18 protein-coding genes are annotated in these 18,565 nt (G+C 41.6%); 11 read left to right on the forward strand and 7 right to left on the reverse strand.

The window, feature by feature from the left end; translation table 11 throughout:
* The first annotated feature begins 34 nt into the window (after window positions 1-34).
* From GOP56_RS17450 to GOP56_RS17460, 3 genes are read left to right on the forward strand one after another with little or no spacing between them, the layout of a single operon-like run.
* Window positions 35-1,027, forward strand: coding sequence for an iron-hydroxamate ABC transporter substrate-binding protein (locus GOP56_RS17450; protein ID WP_163246164.1), 993 nt, complete (start codon window positions 35-37; stop codon window positions 1,025-1,027).
* A gap of 22 nt (window positions 1,028-1,049) precedes the next feature.
* Window positions 1,050-2,060: a FecCD family ABC transporter permease gene (locus GOP56_RS17455; RefSeq protein ID WP_003343248.1), complete on the forward strand. Its 1,011-nt coding sequence runs from the start codon at window positions 1,050-1,052 to the stop codon at window positions 2,058-2,060.
* Entirely contained in the window at window positions 2,050-3,102 is a 1,053-nt protein-coding gene (locus GOP56_RS17460; RefSeq protein ID WP_022585377.1) for a FecCD family ABC transporter permease, read from the forward strand. The genes GOP56_RS17455 and GOP56_RS17460 overlap by 11 nt, the downstream gene beginning before the upstream one ends.
* A 117-nt stretch (window positions 3,103-3,219) precedes the next feature.
* Here the strand turns inward: GOP56_RS17460 and GOP56_RS17465 are convergent, their stop codons facing one another.
* On the reverse strand, window positions 3,220-3,618 hold the full coding sequence (locus GOP56_RS17465) for a DoxX family protein (protein WP_003333673.1): 399 nt from the start codon (window positions 3,616-3,618) through the stop codon (window positions 3,220-3,222).
* A gap of 219 nt (window positions 3,619-3,837) precedes the next feature.
* Here GOP56_RS17465 and GOP56_RS17470 point away from each other — a divergent pair, with 219 nt between their 5' ends.
* From GOP56_RS17470 to GOP56_RS17480, 3 genes are all read left to right on the forward strand, one after another.
* The gene (locus GOP56_RS17470) at window positions 3,838-4,095 is read left to right on the forward strand and encodes a hypothetical protein (protein ID WP_003343252.1); all 258 of its coding nucleotides are present in this window, start codon (window positions 3,838-3,840) and stop codon (window positions 4,093-4,095) included.
* 104 nt (window positions 4,096-4,199) lie between these two features.
* Window positions 4,200-4,904: a response regulator transcription factor gene (locus GOP56_RS17475; RefSeq protein WP_121473279.1), complete on the forward strand. Its 705-nt coding sequence runs from the start codon at window positions 4,200-4,202 to the stop codon at window positions 4,902-4,904.
* The gene (locus tag GOP56_RS17480) at window positions 4,894-6,264 is read left to right on the forward strand and encodes a sensor histidine kinase (RefSeq protein WP_163246165.1); all 1,371 of its coding nucleotides are present in this window, start codon (window positions 4,894-4,896) and stop codon (window positions 6,262-6,264) included. Before GOP56_RS17475 ends, GOP56_RS17480 begins: the two co-directional genes overlap by 11 nt.
* Before the next feature lie 154 nt (window positions 6,265-6,418).
* On the opposite strand, the gene GOP56_RS17485 is transcribed toward GOP56_RS17480, so the two are convergent.
* The 6 genes from GOP56_RS17485 to GOP56_RS17510 all read right to left on the reverse strand — a co-directional run bounded on the left by GOP56_RS17485 (window position 6,419) and on the right by GOP56_RS17510 (window position 12,013).
* A complete protein-coding gene (locus GOP56_RS17485) occupies window positions 6,419-6,931 on the reverse strand; it encodes a hypothetical protein (RefSeq protein ID WP_163246166.1) in 513 nt (170 codons plus the stop codon).
* 194 nt (window positions 6,932-7,125) lie between these two features.
* Complete coding sequence (locus tag GOP56_RS17490; RefSeq protein ID WP_163246167.1) at window positions 7,126-8,043, reverse strand: NAD-dependent epimerase/dehydratase family protein; 918 nt, start codon at window positions 8,041-8,043, stop codon at window positions 7,126-7,128.
* A gap of 3 nt (window positions 8,044-8,046) precedes the next feature.
* Entirely contained in the window at window positions 8,047-9,276 is a 1,230-nt protein-coding gene (locus GOP56_RS17495; protein ID WP_163246168.1) for a class I SAM-dependent methyltransferase, read from the reverse strand.
* 21 nt (window positions 9,277-9,297) lie between these two features.
* A complete protein-coding gene (gene rfbG, locus GOP56_RS17500) occupies window positions 9,298-10,359 on the reverse strand; it encodes a CDP-glucose 4,6-dehydratase (RefSeq protein ID WP_163246169.1) in 1,062 nt (353 codons plus the stop codon).
* Window position 10,360: 1 nt separating this feature from the next.
* Window positions 10,361-11,128 carry a glucose-1-phosphate cytidylyltransferase gene (gene rfbF / locus GOP56_RS17505; protein ID WP_022585383.1) on the reverse strand — a complete coding sequence of 256 codons (768 nt, stop codon included), beginning with the start codon at window positions 11,126-11,128 and terminating at the stop codon, window positions 10,361-10,363.
* Between the two features lie 168 nt (window positions 11,129-11,296).
* A complete protein-coding gene (locus GOP56_RS17510) occupies window positions 11,297-12,013 on the reverse strand; it encodes a glycosyltransferase family 2 protein (protein ID WP_254068444.1) in 717 nt (238 codons plus the stop codon).
* A gap of 360 nt (window positions 12,014-12,373) precedes the next feature.
* Between GOP56_RS17510 and GOP56_RS17515 the strand changes: the two genes are divergently transcribed.
* The 5 genes from GOP56_RS17515 to GOP56_RS17535 all read left to right on the forward strand — a co-directional run bounded on the left by GOP56_RS17515 (window position 12,374) and on the right by GOP56_RS17535 (window position 18,516).
* Window positions 12,374-12,979 carry a DedA family protein gene (locus GOP56_RS17515; protein ID WP_003343267.1) on the forward strand — a complete coding sequence of 202 codons (606 nt, stop codon included), beginning with the start codon at window positions 12,374-12,376 and terminating at the stop codon, window positions 12,977-12,979.
* A gap of 200 nt (window positions 12,980-13,179) precedes the next feature.
* The gene (locus tag GOP56_RS17520; RefSeq protein ID WP_003343269.1) at window positions 13,180-13,611 is read left to right on the forward strand and encodes a MarR family winged helix-turn-helix transcriptional regulator; all 432 of its coding nucleotides are present in this window, start codon (window positions 13,180-13,182) and stop codon (window positions 13,609-13,611) included.
* A gap of 101 nt (window positions 13,612-13,712) precedes the next feature.
* Entirely contained in the window at window positions 13,713-15,437 is a 1,725-nt protein-coding gene (locus GOP56_RS17525; protein WP_022585385.1) for an ABC transporter ATP-binding protein, read from the forward strand.
* On the forward strand, window positions 15,438-17,276 hold the full coding sequence (locus GOP56_RS17530; RefSeq protein WP_163246171.1) for an ABC transporter ATP-binding protein: 1,839 nt from the start codon (window positions 15,438-15,440) through the stop codon (window positions 17,274-17,276).
* A gap of 169 nt (window positions 17,277-17,445) precedes the next feature.
* Window positions 17,446-18,516, forward strand: coding sequence for a DUF418 domain-containing protein (locus GOP56_RS17535; protein WP_163246172.1), 1,071 nt, complete (start codon window positions 17,446-17,448; stop codon window positions 18,514-18,516).
* The last annotated feature ends 49 nt before the right edge of the window (window positions 18,517-18,565 follow it).

Below are 18,565 nucleotides of genomic sequence, written 5' to 3' on the forward strand. Positions count from 1 at the left end.
TCAGATTGTCTTATCGAGAGGGGACATTATAAACATGAATAAACGTAAGTTTCTAGGAGTAGGTCTAGTAGCCATACTGGCTCTTATGGTAACGGCTTGCGGCGGGAAAACAGAGACAACAGCACCTGCCAATCCGACAGCTACCAGCAGTGATAGCCAAAAAGCATCAGAATCAGCAACAGGCGAAACAAGAACGATTAAGTATCTTGATCAAGAATATAAAGTTCCAGCTAAGACAGATCGCATTGTCATTACAGGTAGTATGGAGTCTATGGAAGACGCTGTGGTTTTAGGTGTAGAGCCAGTAGGTGCGATTAGTGTAGGTGGGAAATTCCCGGATATTTATAAAAGTATTACAGGCTCATCGGAATCCATTGGTGAAAAAATGCAACCAAATCTGGAGACCATGCTTAAATTAAAACCAGACGTGATCCTCGGTTCGTCTAAATTTAAGCCAGAAGTATATAGTAAATTCGAGAAAATCGCACCAACCTTCCCTGTTTCTCATATCTCAAGCAATTGGGAAGCTAATTTACACTTACTAGCTGAATTAACAGGAAAGCAAGCAGAAGCTGAGAATGTACTGAAAAAATATAAAGAAGATCTAGAAAAGGCAAAAGCTTCTTTGGGCGATAAGCTGAAAGATAAGAAAGTAGTAGCGATACGCCTGCGTCAAGGTACTATCAATATCTATCCAGAAAAAGTCTTCTTTAACCCATCCTTATATGCGGAATTAGGTTTTACAGCACCAGAGGAAGTTAAGGCGGCTAAAGCGCAAGAGGCTATGTCATTAGAGAAATTTAGTGACATGAATCCAGACTATATCTTTGTTCAATTTTCACCTGATGAAAACAAAGACCAACCTAAATCTTTAGAGGATCTAGAGAAAAATCCAATCTGGCAAAGCATTAACGCCGTGAAAAATGGCCATGTTTACGTGAATGTAGTAGATCCACTAGGACAAGGTGGTACAGCATGGAGCAAAATTAACTTCTTGAAAGCTGCGGTGGAAAAGCTGTCCAAGTAGATAAAAGGGCGAGAAGAGCGCAATGAGAGTGAAGAAATCAGTACCAGTTGCCATTTTGTTGACATCACCAATTTTTATTGTGATCTTGATGGCACTGTCCATTGTCTTTGGAGCTAAAAACATAGAGCTTAGTACAATTCAGGATGCTATCTTTCATTTTGATGCTGGTAATGCTGATCATCAGATTATCATGCATTCCAGAATACCAAGAGCTGTAGGAGCACTATTAATTGGTGCCTTCTTAGCAATGTCGGGAGCTTTAATGCAGGGGATGACCAGAAACTTTCTGGCATCTCCTTCCATTATGGGGGTATCAGACGGATCAGCATTTGTTATTACGGTGTGTATGATCTTTATGCCAGATACGTCCTCCCTACAAATGATCATGTATTCTTTACTTGGTTCTGCGTTAGGGGTAGGTATTGTATTGGGGTTTGCATCCCTGTTGCCTAATGGTATGACTCCAGTCCGATTGGCTATAATCGGGACAGTTATCGGAACAGTCCTAAGTAGTATATCGCAAGCCTTATCCACTTATTTTCAAATATCGCAGAATCTCAGCTTTTGGTATAACGCTCGATTACACCAAATTGATCCGGGCTTGATTAAATTAGCCCTTCCCTTTGCAATCGTAGGTATTTTACTGGCGTTATTTTTGTCTAAATCCATTACGATTCTGTCATTGGGTGAGGAGATAGCGGTCAATTTGGGCCAGCGTACAGCTCTGATTAAAGGGCTGACGATGCTGACTGTTGTCATTTTGACCGGGATATCTGTTGCTTTGGTAGGCAAGATAGGATTTGTTGGATTAATTGTTCCACATATTGCTCGCTTTCTGGTGGGGATAGATTATCGGTGGATCGTACCGTGTTCAGCGGTGGTTGGGGGAATTTTTTTACTATTTTCCGATATCCTAAGTCGGTTTATGAATTACCCTTTTGAAACGCCAATTGGAGTAGTTACTTCGTTGTTTGGTATTCCATTCTTCCTCTATTTGATTGTTAAAAAAGGGGGAGAAAAACATGGTAACTAACAAAAAGCAATCGCGTGTATTTGCTAAGACATCGACTGCTCGATTTTGGACAGTTACAATAGCAAGTATTTGTCTTGCATTGCTAGCTATTTATATTAGTGTTACAAACGGCGAGTTTGATATGACGCTACAAGACGTTATCAACACATTGCTACGTCATGATCCTAAACCTGAGCATGATCTGGTTATCTTTGAATTTCGCCTACCGCGTATTGTGATTGCGGCCCTTGTTGGTATGGGGCTAGGGCTTGCCGGTACCGTTGTTCAAGCGATTACCCGAAATGGACTTGCTGATCCTGGAATATTGGGCATCAATGCGGGGGCAGGTGCAGCAATTGTACTGTTTATCTTTATGTTTGAGGGGAAAATGGGTAGCGAAGGGTTATTAACAACATTAGCCATGCCTTTGTTTGGTTTAGTGGGTGGTCTGCTCTCTGCTTTCCTTATCTTTCTATTTGCTTGGCAAAAGGGGAAACTAGACCCACAACGGCTTATTCTGGTTGGAATTGCAGTTGGAACGGGTCTGGGGGCATTTACGCTCTACCTTTCTTTACGCATGAACGCAAAGGATTTTGAGATGGCAACCGTGTGGATGACAGGTAGTATCTGGAGTGCTAACTGGATTTATATTGTGGCTATGCTCCCTTGGTTTATCTTGTTTATCCCGATATTATTTCGAAAAGCCAACGTGTTAAATCTATTGCAGCTAGATGAAAACAGCGTTAGAGGACTTGGAGTATCCACCGAGAAAGAAAAAATGGTGCTCTTGCTAGCTAGTGTTGGGATCATTAGTGCATGTGTATCAGTGTCAGGTAGTATTGGGTTCGTTGGATTAATGGCGCCGCATATTGCTAAAGCATTGGTCGGGAATCATCACAGACGGATATTGCCTGTATCAGCTTTGATGGGGATGCTCTTGGTTTTGGTATCAGATTTTATTGCCAAGACCGTGTTCTCGCCGGCTGAGCTTCCTGTAGGAATCGTCATAGCGATTATAGGGGGGCCATACTTCCTTTATCTGCTGTATAAAGCACGAGCCTAAAGTAGAGATATAAACTAGTATTCATTACAAAAAGCCTGGAGCATATAACTCCAGGCTTTTGCGTGTAGAAAGAAACGGTTTCTTATGCAGTGGAAAAGCATTAATTCGTACTGTACGTTACGCTGTTTCTTTTTTTCCATAAGGAAGCAGGTTATCTACTGCTGCCATGCTGCTACCATTCAATGCAAGATATAGCGCCATTGTGAAGAGAGCAAGGTCAAATTCATAGCCACCGATGAAACCAGCCGCCAATTTAACTTTTAGGGTAGCTCCTACCATAATGACCATGAGTAAAAATGAAATGGCACGAGTTCCTAGCCCTAAAATCAATAGGATACCTCCTACTAATTCGATAGTTCCAACTACATAAGCTAGGAAGCCAGGTAGGCCGATGCTTTCGAAAAATCCTACAATGTTTTCGATGCCCCCCTGGAATTTATCAAGACCGTGCAGCAAGAAGGTTAGACCTAGTACAACACGAAGAATGAGTGCGCCAAGCTGTTGTTTGTTTGCCACTTTTGTGTTGCTCCTTTCAGATAATGTTTAGTAACTTACTAATTATAAGTATAATAATGTCATAGCTTACTTTTGTCAAGCGTCTAACTTTAATGTTGTTTTTTTCCTGTCAGGTATATATTTATATGCGTGTATTATGTCCTTCATAACTTCTTTATATTTACTACATCAGTTCCTCATTTCTTTTTTGTAAGCTAAGAAAAAAAAGGAGGAGCAGATATGAAAAAAATAATTTTTTCTCTAGCATCGTTGGTTGTCGTCTTGGGGATCGCAACAGGCGTGTATGCAGGCACGTCACAGGTAACACCTGATCAAAAGCAGAAGGAATTTGAACAGATGCGCCCTTTGATGAAACAAATGCACCCGCAACTGACAGACGCACAGATTCAATCTATGTATGAAAGCTGCCATGGCCCAAACGGCATGCATGAGAGAATGATGAACAATTATACAGACCAGACTCCAAATCGTAAATAATCGCTTATAATAAAAAAAGAAACAGGATCAGGCAGACTTTCCAGAAAGGAGGGGCTGCCTACTTGTGCATTTTTGCACATAGTAAGCGAGGCGGGTGAGAGTAGATGGGTCAACACAAGATATTAGTCGTTGATGATGAAGAAAATATTTTACAGGTAATTCGAGCTTATTTAGAGAGAAGCGGTTACATTGTTTACGTAGCAGAGACGGGGGAGGCGGCACTTCAGCTCCATCAGCTTTTACATCCAGACCTCATCATATTAGACTTGATGCTACCTGATATGTCGGGAGAGGATATATGTCGAAAGTTACGCAAGACCTCCGATATTCCTATTCTTATGCTGACAGCTAAAAGTGCTGAGGATGATAAAATTAATGGGCTGTTAATGGGGGCCGACGATTATGTTAGTAAGCCATTTAGTCCACGTGAATTAGTGGCTCGGGTTATTACGCTGTTACGGCGGACAGGTACTACGAAAAAACAAGAGCAAGCACTTACCTTTCTCCAAAAACGTCTATGTGTGGAACCAGAACTACATCAGGTAACGTTAGATCAGGCTAGCATCACATTAACACCTATTGAGTTTAAGCTATTGTATACGCTAGCTAGCCAACCAAAAAAAGTGTTTAGCCGTCTGGAATTAATTAATCACATTCAAGGTTATGGATTTGATGGATATGAACGTACCATTGACGTACACATCAAAAACGTAAGGCAAAAATTAAACGATGATCCCAAGCACCCCTCCTTTATTTCAACAGTGTTTGGTGTAGGCTATAAATTTTTGGTGAACCGTGATGAAGCATAAAGGGATGAAACGACAGCTTTTTCTTTCCCATCTGGGTGTTGCGCTCGTTTCTTTGTTAGTCATCATCATTATTGTAAATATCTCGGTTTCCATTACATTTGGGAAATATGTTGAAAATCAACTGCAAGCGGAGGCAGATGCGATCCTACAAGACCTGACCGAATCATATGTAAAAGCCAATGAATGGTCAAGACAGACACTTATGGGTGTGGGACATCGAGCTATGCAGCGTGACATGACTGTCATTTTGCTTGATGCAGAAGGGAACGTCATTTGGGATTCAACTAAGATGGGAATGCATATGGAAAGGCAAGGCACAAAGCATAGCTGTGCTGTAGATGATAAGCTTCCTCATTCTACCTACTCAACACCTATCATCATTGGAGATCAGCAGGTGGGTATGTTACATGTGGGGCTTCCAGATGGTCAATTCCAGGAGCAGGAGAGAGAATTCATTACCAGATTTAATGGAATGGTTGGAGGGGCGCTTCTGATTGTCATTGTCGGCGTTTATTATTATAGCGTTCGCATTTCGCGCGGTATTAGCCATCCCCTGCTTCACATGAAAGAGAAAGCGAATCGAATGCGGACAGGAGACCTCACAGCACGAGTGGAGACGGACACATTGCATGGGGAAATACAGGAGTTGGGTCAAGCGGTGAATCATTTGGCAGAGAGCCTACAAAAGCAAGAACGTTTACGTAAAAATTTAACAGCCGATATTGCCCATGAATTACGAACACCACTTGCTACAATTCAAAGCTACATGGAAGCATTTGAAGATGGGATATGGGAGCCGACATCAGAAAAATTGCAGATTTGTCAGGAACAGACCTCGCAGCTTGTTCTATTGATAAAGGATTTGGAGAAGTTAACGGAAGCCGAAAACCCAATGCTTCGTTTACAAAAGGAGCAAGTAAACCTACCTGCTATCATAGCGGAGGCACAAAAAAGCATTGCAGAGTTATGGGACAAGAAAAGAATTCGTTATGTTCCGCCTTTCACGGACAATATCTTTGTGCATGCTGATTATCGCAGATTGTTGCAGGTATTTACGAATTTACTCAGCAATGCTTATAAATATACTCCTGAAGATGGTGAAGTATCGGTTGCCATCGAAGTGCAGCAGTCCAATATCGTAATAAATGTAGCGGATACAGGAGTGGGTATCAGAGAAGAAGAGCTCCCCTACGTATTTGAACGATTTTATCGTGGTGAAAAGTCGCGTAGTCGTAAATCAGGGGGAGCTGGAATTGGATTAGCTATCGTAAAAGCCATTATAGAAGCGCATGGTGGAGAGGTGCGGGTTGAGAGCGAGGCGGGGAAGGGCACTACATTTTTGGTCCGTTTGCCAATGTAAAAGGGGAATCACCTGAGGAATTCTCAGGCTTCCCGTTAGCCTATCAAGCGTACTAGCCTACCACGATCAAGAAACAGGTCTTTATATCCATCATTTCAAATAAGCAAGGCCCTCTTTGTACCAGAGGGCCTTGCTTATTTGGAGAGATAAGACATTACATCCACATGCTAAATGTTCCAATGATAGTTGCTACAAAAAAAAGTGTCATAATGACAAATGGGAATGAAGTCAGTGTAATACCTGCAATTGCCATACCCCTACCGTTAGAAGAATTCCTTGCACGAATTCCCAAGATAAATCCCGAAGCGTTAATAATAAATGCCAAGAAAATGGTTAGCATCGTACCAGGGGATGGTGTGTAATATCTTGAACTGTAATTTAACATGAAGCAGGACATTACAAATAAAATAATACCAAATATACCAAAAATCATTGAAACTATCGCTTGTCCTAATCTATCCTTGGGTTGATTCTTAACGGGACGCTTCTGTTGAGGGGCAGCTTGTTGAGGGGAGGGCTGGCGAGTAGTTGATGTTCTCGTTTGACCATTTGTTCCCCTGTTGCCTTGTGTGTTCGTTCCCCGAGTCTGACTGCTCGCCATTCTATTTGTCTGGCTGAGAGTTGATCTATTGGGCTGAGTATTGTTCGTTCTAGTAGTTCGTTGCAATTTACTAGCTCCTTTCTGACTGAGTATATAAGTAGGTAAAAAGTAACAATATTAAATTCGTCATAATTTACCAATAACCTCTTTTTTGTTTATTTTTTAATCTATGTAGTTTTATAGACATGTTTTTATTAGTTGAAAGACACGAAAAGCTGATACCATATGCTCATGGAATCAGCTTGTTTTTAGGTATTTATTCATCTATAAGAACATCCATCTAAATGTTTCCTCCACCAGATTATCGTTTCTTCTAAGCCCGCTTCTAACGAGTATTTGGGATTCCAGTTTATTCCTTCCTGTAATCGGGCAATATTAGCTCCGACAAATAAAGGTTCATCTTGAGGGGATGGAATGGCTCCCCATTTGATTAAGTCCTCATTTCCGATTTTTTGACCGATAAGAGAAGCAATCTGTTTCAATTGGCTCGATTGCCCAGAAGCAATATTAACAGCTCCTCGCATATCGCTCCTTAATAAGGCTACCAGAGCATCGGCTACATCAGCGATATAGAGAAAATCACGATATTGATTTCCATGCGTGCACAAGGCCTCTTCGCCTTTTAATAGCGAGGTGATAAGGGTAGAAATAAGTCGATTCCCCGGATCATGAGGACCATATAAATGAAAGATTCTCCCCCAGCAGGCACTCAGACCAACCTGCTCAGAGTATGATTGGAGCCATAAACGCAAAATATTTTTACAAGCAGAGTAAGGTGTTTTATAAGAATAAAGAGAGTCAGCCTCAGATAAATAACCTTCCCGCCATTCATATTCTGCACATGTTCCAGCTACGATGATCCTTTTACCACCACATTTAGCAAAATGACGAAATAATGTTATGCCCGATTGCACCCAATCGTAGTTAGCAAGCGAATGATAACAGTGGGGAGGGACTGTTTCCCAAGCTAAATGTACCAGATGAGAAGGCTTCACCTGATCAATCAGAGCCGTCACTTCTGTATGGGATAAAAGGTTAGCTTGGTGCCAAGTACAGGTAATATCCAAAAGTGGCGCCTTTCGGTACGTCGCATGAACCTCCCAGCCCATTTTATGTAGCATACTAACTACATATCTGCCGATCCAGCCATTTCCGCCTGTTACGAGAACCTTTTCCATGCGCTACAGCACTTCCACTTCTGGAACAAACACTACAAATTTTCCGCCCCACTTTCGAATATAGGAGCATTCGTCCATGATTTCTGCTTTTACATTCCAAGGCAAAATGAGTACGTAATCTGGTTGTGTTCGTTGTATTTCATCAGGGTTTTTAATCGGAATACGAGAGCCGGGCAATATAAGCCCTTGTTTATGTGGATTTTGATCGACGGTATAGGGGAGAAACTCTTTTCCGATACCACAAAAGTGCAGGAGGGTATTTCCTTTAGCAGGGGCCCCGTAACCGACGATTTTCTTTTTCATGTTATGGGCTTTAATGAAAAAGGATAATATATCGATCTTCATTTGTTCCACTTTCTTTGAAAACTCCAGATACGTTGATAATTGGTGAAGCCCGTGCTCTTGTTCCTTTTCAAGGATCTTTGCCACGCTTGGTTGGATGGGCTCCTTATCTTTACTATGCTTTACGAACAACCGTAAAGAACCGCCATGGGTAGGGATTTCCTCGACATCGACAACCTTTAACTCGTGGCTAGATAGGATGCTTTGAACGGAGAGTAGCGAAAAATAAGAGAAGTGTTCATGATAAATCGTATCAAATTGCTTACCAAGTATGAGCTGCAAGACATGGGGAAATTCGATTGTGATCATACCATTTGGTTGTAGTAGTATTTTTAGTCCTGCTATAAAGTCATGTAATTCAGGTACGTGTGCTAATACATTATTTGCGACAATCAAATCCCCTTTATAGCCTTCCTGTACCAATTGCTTTGCTAATCTCTCTCCAAAAAAATCTGCCCTCGTAGGAATTCCCTTATCGTTACAAATTTTCGCCAAATTTTTTGCCGGTTCAATCCCTAGTGTTCGAATATTATGCTTGTGAAAGTATTGTAATAAATAGCCGTCATTGCTTGCGATCTCAATAACCTGCGAATGGTGATGCAAATGGAACCTTGCTATAGCCATCTCGGTATATTTCTGAGCATGGGATAACCAGCTAGAGGAATAGGAGCTAAAATAAAGATAGTGATTAAAAATCTGATCTGGCGATTCAAACTGCCCTACTTGTACCAGAAAACATTTATCACAAACATAGGCATGCAACGGATAAAATGGTTCCATGTCATCTACGCGGTCCGGTGATATAAATGAGTTAGCGAGAGGTGAAACTCCTAAATCCAGGAATGAATGAGTAAGCAACGAATTGCAAAAACGACATTTTTTATCGGACATTTTCAGTAGACTCCTAACTCCTTATAAATTTATAAACCTGTTGATTTGTTGGCGAGTGAAAGAGCTTATGTCCTTACCTGATTGATATTGCTGGTACCACTGAACAGTCCATGCAACAGCCTCTGAAGTATTTAGCTTTGGATGCCACCCGAGGGAATGGATAGCTTTAGTGCTATCAAGGGTTAGTATAGGAGATTCGTAGGGGGGAGTAGCTGACGGAGCGGTTATCTGTATCTTTTCGTTCCAAATGCTCGCTGCTTTATCTACTATTTCTCTAACGGTTAGGTGAGAATGATCGATCGGTCCGAAATTCCAGGATTGGGCGTATACGGGGTTATTCCACAGCTTTTCGGCGAGGAGCAAATATCCATGTAAGGGGTCTAGGACATGCTGCCACGGACGAATGGCGTTTGGATTTCGTATACTAAGCTTCGTTGAATGAATCAATGCCCTTGCGATATCTGGAAATATTCGATCTGCGGCCCAATCACCACCGCCAATCACATTACCAGCCCTTACAGATGCAAGTCGTGTTGTGGAAGAAGATGTAGGTTGAAAAAATGATTGTTGATAAGACTCAGTGATGACCTCGGCACATGCTTTGCTGGCACTGTATGGATCGTAGCCGCCTAGCGGATCGTTTTCCTGAAAGGAATGATTACCTAATCCATCATTTTTATAACATTTATCGCTTGTAACATTAATCATTACATGAACACTTTTTGTTTGTCGTGCAGCCTCAAGTACATGAACGGTTCCTAATACATTCGTATGATAGGTGGTAAGTGGATCTGCATACGATTGCTGAACCAAAGGCTGGGCAGCTAGATGAAAAATAATTTCTGGCTGATAATCGGCAAGGGTTTGCAGAAGTAGCGGGTAGTCTGTAATGTCGCCCTTTATAGAACGGCATTCCTTCGAAACCTCTGCTATTTCAAATAAATGAGGGGTAGATGGTGGATTGAGAGAATACCCAATTACATCTGCCCCCAGCGATGTTAACCACAACGTAAGCCATGTACCCTTAAATCCAGTATGGCCTGTTAGTAACACTTTTTTTTGATGCCAAAAGGATTTCTTCATGCTACCAAACCTTCCAAGGGGCGTTTTTACTATCCCACAAGTCCATTAATTTTTGCTTATCTCGTAATGTATCCATTGGATGCCAGAACCCATCATGACGATAGGCGGCAAGCTGATTTTGTTTTGCTAATTTGACTAAAGCATTTGTTTCCCAAATGGTTTGGTCGTCATTGATAAAGGAAAAAATGGCTGGCTCTAGAACAAAAAATCCCCCATTTATCCAGCCGCCGTCTCCTAAAGGCTTCTCTTTGAAGTCTACAACCATCTGATCCTCAAGCATAAGGGAGCCGAATCTTCCAGGGGGCTGAACCGCAGTAACCGTCGCATATTTACCGTGCTTTTGATGAAATTCAATCAATTTTTTAATAGGAATATTCCCTACACCATCTCCGTACGTCAGACAAAACGTTTCGTCACCAATATATTTTTGTATCCTCTTAATACGGCCGCCCGTCTCCGTTCCTTCCCCTGTATCGATGAGCGTTACCTTCCAGGGCTCTGCATTATTGGAATGGTTCATAATTTCATTTTTACTCATATCGAGCGTAAAATCTGACATATGCAGGTTATAATTTGAAAAATATTCTTTAATGAGGTGTCCCTTATAGCCTAAACAAATGATAAAATCATTGATTCCGTAGTAGCTAAAGATTTTCATGATGTGCCAAAGAATGGGCTTTGTCCCTATTTCAATCATTGGTTTAGGCTTTAAATGGGTTTCTTCGCCAATTCTCGTTCCATACCCACCAGCAAGAATAACTGCTTTCATTTTTATCCCCCATAGTTGCCAAAAATGTCCCTTTTATGAAGCTTTTCATGCTTTTACATTATGCAGTAGTCCCGATAATGGTGTTGGCTTTGCACAAATCGATTCATTAAGGATTCAAGAAAAGATATGCTATGATGAAATCGATAAGTCCCTAAGAAACTGCTTACATTATGGTTTTAAGTGGGGAAACAGCTCAAGGTATTCCGGATTCAAACGAAGATCTTTTGTCCCACTCGCATAAAACAAATAGGTTTCTTGTAGCTTCTCAGGTGTAGTGACATGATAGATACCCAAGCCGTGCTGGATACTGTGCGCTGAGAGCGTGGGGCCTATTTGCAGTTTTCGTTTTCGTGTTAAATCATTCCAAGGACTGTAAAAAAACTTTATGACGAAGGCAGGCGCGGTTAGATAAACGATAAATTTATGCGGGGACCAATGTCTGCCGGCTGTATAGGCGCCGTGTTCATGCTTATGAATCAGTCTACCAATATAGGGGTGTGTATTATCTATGGGGAAGTAACCATGGTAGCGTTGATTCACCAAAGGAATGTTATAAACAGCTTCTGGATAGCTATGATTGGGATCATCAACTAGCATAATCACTCTGATTGAATACATATGCTCACCTAAAGTGGTAAGGGACGAGAAAAATTCATCTTTATTTTGACAACATAGAAACTCAGTAGTGTTTAGCGCCATTTTCCAGCCTGTACATTCTTTTTCGATATCCATTACTTCACGGTCAACCTCTATCGCATCAAATTCCGGTACCCTTGAATTTCTCACCTCCCAATGGGGGGCAAAATGTTTACATATCTCAAGTGAACGATCCGTTGAACCCCGATTAATGAGAATACCATGATCAAATATCTGGGTATGATGCATCAGCCACCATGGAAGCAAATATTCTTCATTATAAAAATGCGAAATGACAGTAGTAATAGTGCTTCCTCCTTTTGGGAGCTAAATAGAAAAGAATGCTCACGTGATACTATATGACATGGATGAAAAGGTTGTCACAAACAAAGAAAACAAGGAAATAGGCAAGTAACGGACGAATTAGATAAAACCGCAGAAAACGGTATGTTTTTTGCGACAAGCAGAAAATTTAAGAAATTCTTTAGAACTCTGTTATAAAAAAGCTAAGAACTGTTCGATATGATAAAGCTATGAAAGAAAAAATGACAGAAGTGACATTTCTGACATGGTTCCTTCCGTGCTGTCATACAATCAGGGGGTTATTACTTGCAGTTGGATACGATACTTGAGTTAATTAATCAATACGGCTACTTTGCCCTGTTTTTCGCTCTATGGCTTGGCATTGTTGGTATGCCGATTCCAGATGAAGTGATTGTCATGACGGGAGGAATGGTTGGCTCATTTGGCATTCTTCAATCAATTCCTGCCTTTTTTGTCACCTATTTAGGGGTTATTTCGGGGTTGTCACTTGGATATATTTTAGGATATAAGATTGGAGCTCCCGTGTTAGATCGCATTCGGCGTAAAAGACACATGGATATCTATATTGTACGAGCTGAATATCTATTGCAAAAGTATGGGAGCCAAGCACTTGTAATTAGTTACTTTTTGCCGATTGTGCGCCACGTGGTTCCTTATCTGGTCGGGATTAGCAAAATGTCTTTTCGGAGGTATGCTCTGTTCTCCTTTACGACTGGCTTTGTTTGGACACTATTATTTTTTATTCTCGGGCATCTGTTAGGAAGCAATGCCGCTTCTGTTGGGTACCTGATTAATGAATATAGTAAATATCTCTTAATCATTCTTCCGGTAATAGCGGCAGGGACTTTTATTGTGGTTGCCAGAATGAAAAGAAAAAGGGTAAATGTCTAATGAAAGCCCTAAATTAAAATCATCAGGATACACAGATAGAGGAACCGATTGGCCTGGTAGCGGTAGTCGGTTCCTTTATTTGCTTGGATAACATTTACCTTTATTTACCTTCCACAAGCCCCCTTGCACCTTGTGAAATAAGGGAGTATAATCCTGTTTATCTTAATATATAGCTGGCTAACTAAATGAGGTGAGTAAAAGTGGAGGAGACTCCTTATCTGGATTCTTTAGAATTGCTACTATCTCGTGTGGTGCGATCGTATAATTATAAAATGTGGCAAATGTCGCATGAAGTAGGAATCTACCCGGGGCAATTGCCTGTTTTGTTTTTGCTAAAAAACAAAAATGGAAGAGTACAAAAAGAACTGGTTACGAAAATGAAGGTAAAGGCAGCTACTGTCACCGTCATGCTGAATCGTATGGAGAAATCTGGATTGATCGAACGTCAGCCTGACCCCGATGATTTAAGAGCATCTCGGGTGTATTTAACTGAATTAGGAAAAGAAAAATTAGAACAGATTGAAAAAGTGATTAAAGAGATTGAGAAAAAATGCTTTGAAGGCTTTCGGGAGGAAGAAAAAATCTTACTTCGACGCTTTTTAACACATATGCATCGGAATTTATCGGAGTAGTGTGAGGTTAGGTAAGGTAAGGTAAGCTTGCATGTCAATTGGCTGCTTCCTCTAAAATTATGTAGCTGTCAAAGTAAATGCGAAGGGAGATGCCAAGCAGAATGGGTAAACTTTTTAAATATATTGTGCCTTATAGAAAATATGCAGTAGCCGCTGTGTTACTCATGTTTCTGGAGGTGGTAATGGATTTGCTTCAGCCGACACTGATGGCTCATATTGTAGACCAGGGTGTTGCTAATGGAGATGTCACCTATATCATTCAAACCGGATTGATTATGGTAGGGGTTGCGCTTTTGGGGATTGTTGGCGGTGTAGGCTGTATTTACTTTGCCAGCATCGTTTCCCAGAATTTTGGTGCAGACGTGAGGCTAGATCTGTTTAGCCATATACAGACCTTTTCTTTTGATAAGCTGGATCAGTTCAAAACCTCTTCCTTAATTACACGCCTAACTAATGATGTTACACAGGTACAAAACGTGGTTCTAATGATGCTGCGCATGCTAACACGCTTTCCGCTTCTTTTTATAGGCGGGATGGTTATGGCATTTTCATTGAATGCGAAGATGGCGCTTGTATTGGTTGTGACCGTACCTCTCTTGATCCTATCTCTTCTGGTAATTATTAAGAAGGGTTTTCCTTTATTTAAAAAAGTCCAGGCTAGCTTGGATAAAGTAAATGGAGTTACACGTGAAAATTTGGCGGGGGTAAGGGTAGTAAAGGCCTTCGTTCGTTCAGATTATGAAAAGGAACGTTTCCAAACAGAGAACGACCAATTAGCTGATATAACGGTAAAGGCAGCACGGACCATGGCGTTGATGATGCCGATTATGATGCTGTTGATGAATCTAAGCATCGTTGCGATTATTTGGTTTGGTGGTTTTCAAGTCAATACAGGTAGCATGCAGCTCGGAGAAGTCATTGCTTTTACCAATTATATGACCCAGATTTTGTTCGCCCTTATGATGGCTGGCATGATGCTCATGATGGTGTCGCGGGCAAAAGTGTCTGCGGATCGGATTGTGGAGGTAATGGATACGAAAACCACTATTGCTGATGTCGGGCATAAAGACGTTTATATGCATACAGGAAAAATTGAATTTGACCATGTTTCCTTTCAGTATGCTGGTACTAGCGGGCAACCTGTATTAAAGGATGTAACGTTTTCGGTGACGCCGGGTGAGCGAATTGCAGTCCTGGGCTCTACGGGTTCGGGTAAATCAACGTTGGTTCATTTGCTCCCACGTTTTTATGATGTGACAGAGGGACGTATTTTATTGGATGGAACGGATATTCGCGAGCTGAGCTTACAGGAGCTTCGCAAAAACATCGGGATGGTTTTACAGGAGGCAGTACTGTTCTCGGGAACCATTCGTGATAATATTCGCTGGGGCGATCCCGAGGCCTCAGATGATCAAGTGATAGCCGCAGCAAAGGCAGCCCAAGCTGATGAATTTATAGCGAAACTACCTGCTGGCTATGATACAGTGGTAGGTCAACGGGGAGTTAATCTATCAGGCGGACAAAAACAGCGCTTGTCCATTGCTCGCGCTCTACTGGCAAAGCCAAACATTCTCATTTTGGACGATAGCACTAGTGCGGTGGATTTGACGACCGAGGCTCTCATTCAAAAAGCGTTAAAAGAGCAATTAGGACATACGACTTGTTTTATTGTTGCACAACGCATTAGCTCTGTGATGGAAGCAGACAAAATCATTGTATTAGATAATGGTCAGATTTCAGATATTGGAACTCACCAAGAACTGATGCAACACTCGGATGTGTATCAGGATATCTATCGTTCCCAAGTAAGAGAGGAGGCGATTTAGATGAATCGAGGAGGATCAGAACCACAACGTTCAAAAGGAATGGGCGGGCCTATGGGAAAAGGAATGACGGGCATGCCCGTTGTTAAACCGAAAAATTCAATGGAGGCGCTCAAACGGCTATGGGGATATTTACGGGAACAACGCTGGTCGTTATTCCTGGTGTTTTTCCTAGTGCTTGCTAGCTCCGGCTTTGCGTTGATGGGCCCTCTGCTGATTGGAAAGGCCATTGATAGCATGGGGATTACCACGGGACAGGTTCAATTCTCATTGTTAGCCAAGATTGTTGGGAGCTTAATCATCGTATATATTTTGGGGGCGCTTGCTTCCTGGTTACAAACCTATTTGATGGCAAGTGTCTCGCAAAAGACGGTCAAGAGTATGCGAAAGGATATCTTTGATAAAGTACAGACTCTGCCTTTGCGTTTTTTTGATGAAAGACCCCGCGGTGATTTGATGAGTCGTCTAACCAATGACGTAGAGAATATTAATAACACTCTCTCACAAGCAACAACGCAAATTTTTTCCAGTCTCATTACTGTAATTGGGGCCGTGGGAATGATGCTGATGCTAAGTCCATCTTTAACATTGGTTAGTCTCATTGTTGTGCCACTTGGCTTATTTATTACAAAAAAAATTGCGGAGCGTACGCGTAAGCTCTTCTTAGAACAGCAGACAGAGCTGGGGCAATTAAATGGATATATTGAAGAAATGATTTCGGGACAACGGGTGGTCAAGGCTTTTAATCGTGAACAACAAACCATCGACCAATTTGCAGAAAAAAATCAGCGCTTGAAAAAAGTAGGGGCTCAAGCGCAGGTCTTCTCTGGAGTCATTCCTCCACTGATGAATGCTATTAATAATCTCAGCTTTGCGTTGGTTGCAGGCATAGGTGGGTACATGGCTGTACAAGGTGTTATCACGATCGGGATCATAACTGCCTTTTTAAATTACTCGAAGCAGTTTGCTCGTCCGCTAAATGAGATGGCAAATCAATTTAACATGCTACAATCAGCTTTTGCTGGTGCAGAACGTGTATTTGAGGTGCTGGATGAGGAACCGGAATTCGCGGATCAAGCAGTGGCGGACTCCCTTGAACAAGTGGAAGGAAAAGTAGAGTTTAAGGATGTCACTTTTGGCTATAAGCCAGATAAGCCTGTCTTACAAGAGATTAATCTGGTAGCGGAGCCTGGGCAAATGATTGCTCTAGTAGGCCCTACTGGTTCAGGTAAAACAACAATTGTAAATCTATTGATGAGATTCTACGATGTGCAGCAGGGAAGTGTCATCGTAGACGGACGGGATATACGTCAGATTGACAAAGAGAATCTGCGGTCCTCTATCGGGATGGTACTACAGGATACCTACTTGTTTGCGGGAACTGTAATCGAAAATATTCGCTACGGCAGGCTAGATGCTACAGACGAGCAGGTCATGTATGCAGCTCGCATGGCGAATGCTCATTCCTTTATTGAACGCCTGCCAGAAGGCTATCATACGAAGCTCACGGAGGATGCTAGCAATATCAGTCAAGGACAGCGGCAATTGCTGACCATTGCGCGGGCGATTCTAGCGGACCCATCCATCCTGATTTTGGACGAGGCAACCAGCAGTATTGATACAAGAACTGAGATGCAAATTCAGAAAGCCTTGAAAGTATTGATGCAAGGACGAACTAGCTTCGTGATTGCCCATCGCTTGAGTACGATTCAGGAGGCGGATCAAATCTTGGTCATTAACCAAGGGGAGATCATTGAGAGAGGCAATCATAAGGAATTACTGGAGCAACAGGGCTTTTACTATAATCTGTACCATACACAATTTAAGAATCAAGCTTCATAAGTAACGAAGGCCGTCCAGAGAAATGCTGGGCGGCTTTTTTTATTAAACCTTACAAAAATGTAAGTGGTGTGTAATCTTCATGCATGGTTAAAAAATCTAGTATTCATTACAATAATGACAACGAGTCGCTAGCGAACGACACTATTATGATAAAAAAGGATTGATGTCTATGACCGCATTATCGGTCACAAAAAAAGAGCGTATTGTTTCGATGGATATCTTGCGTGGGATTGCACTTATGGGGATTTTGCTGGTGAATGCACCAGCCTATATGACTTATATTGAAGGGCAAAGCATAACTCAGCATGCTTTTGATCCTACCTTACGCCTTCTATATGATTTATTTATCACAACGAAATTTTTCAGTATTTTTTCGTTCTTGTTTGGACTTGGCTTCTACATTTTTATGAGTCGTGCAGAGGCACGAGGAGATAAACCGTTTATTCTTTTTGTTCGTCGTCTGGCAGCACTCTTATTGTTCGGTATTTTACACATCCTTACCTGGTTTGGAGATATTCTGTTCTATTATGCTATTTTGGGCTTTGCCTTGATACCTTTTTATCGTAGATCAGCGAAAACCATACTGATCTGGGCAATGGGACTCTTTGCTATAACAGTATTAGCTAGTGGAATTGCGGCTGTGCAAACCTATCTTGGTAGTCCAGTGCCAGAGTTTATCAGCTCATTTAAGAGCGATACTTTTGCCATTTTGGGGATGTTTTTACTGGGACTTTATGTAGGGAAACAAAAGATTGTAGCGGAGGTAGATAAGCATGTACACCTGCTGAAACGTACACAGCTTATTACATTCGTACTGAGTATCATTCCTTTTGTAGGGATTCTGTGGTGCCACTTTACAGATAACCCACTACAAGAAATACTCCAGCCATTTTTCTCCCGCTTGGATACTTATCCAATGGCTTTGTTATACATGAGTAGTTTGTTCCTTTTATTACGCAATGAGCGAGTGGCTACGATGTTAAAACCATTTGCTAATTACGGACGACTAGGGTTAACCTCTTATTTTACACAAAATATCATTGGGTCTGTGATCATTTCTCTATTTGGTTGGTCAAATGGCTATACATTAGTTCAGTCCTTCTACATGGCGATGATCATCCTTGTTGTTCAAGTGATCATAAGTAATCTGTATTTCTTGAAGTTCAAGCAGGGGCCGTTAGAGTTTATCTGGAGAAAGCTGACGTACGGTTTTAAACGTAAGGACAAAGCAACAGCTTAATTCTATGGAAAATCAAAAACAACCATTGCCTAGCAGGATAAGCAATGGT

The organism is Brevibacillus sp. 7WMA2 (assembly GCF_010748895.1).
Lineage (GTDB): Bacteria > Bacillota > Bacilli > Brevibacillales > Brevibacillaceae > Brevibacillus_B > Brevibacillus_B halotolerans.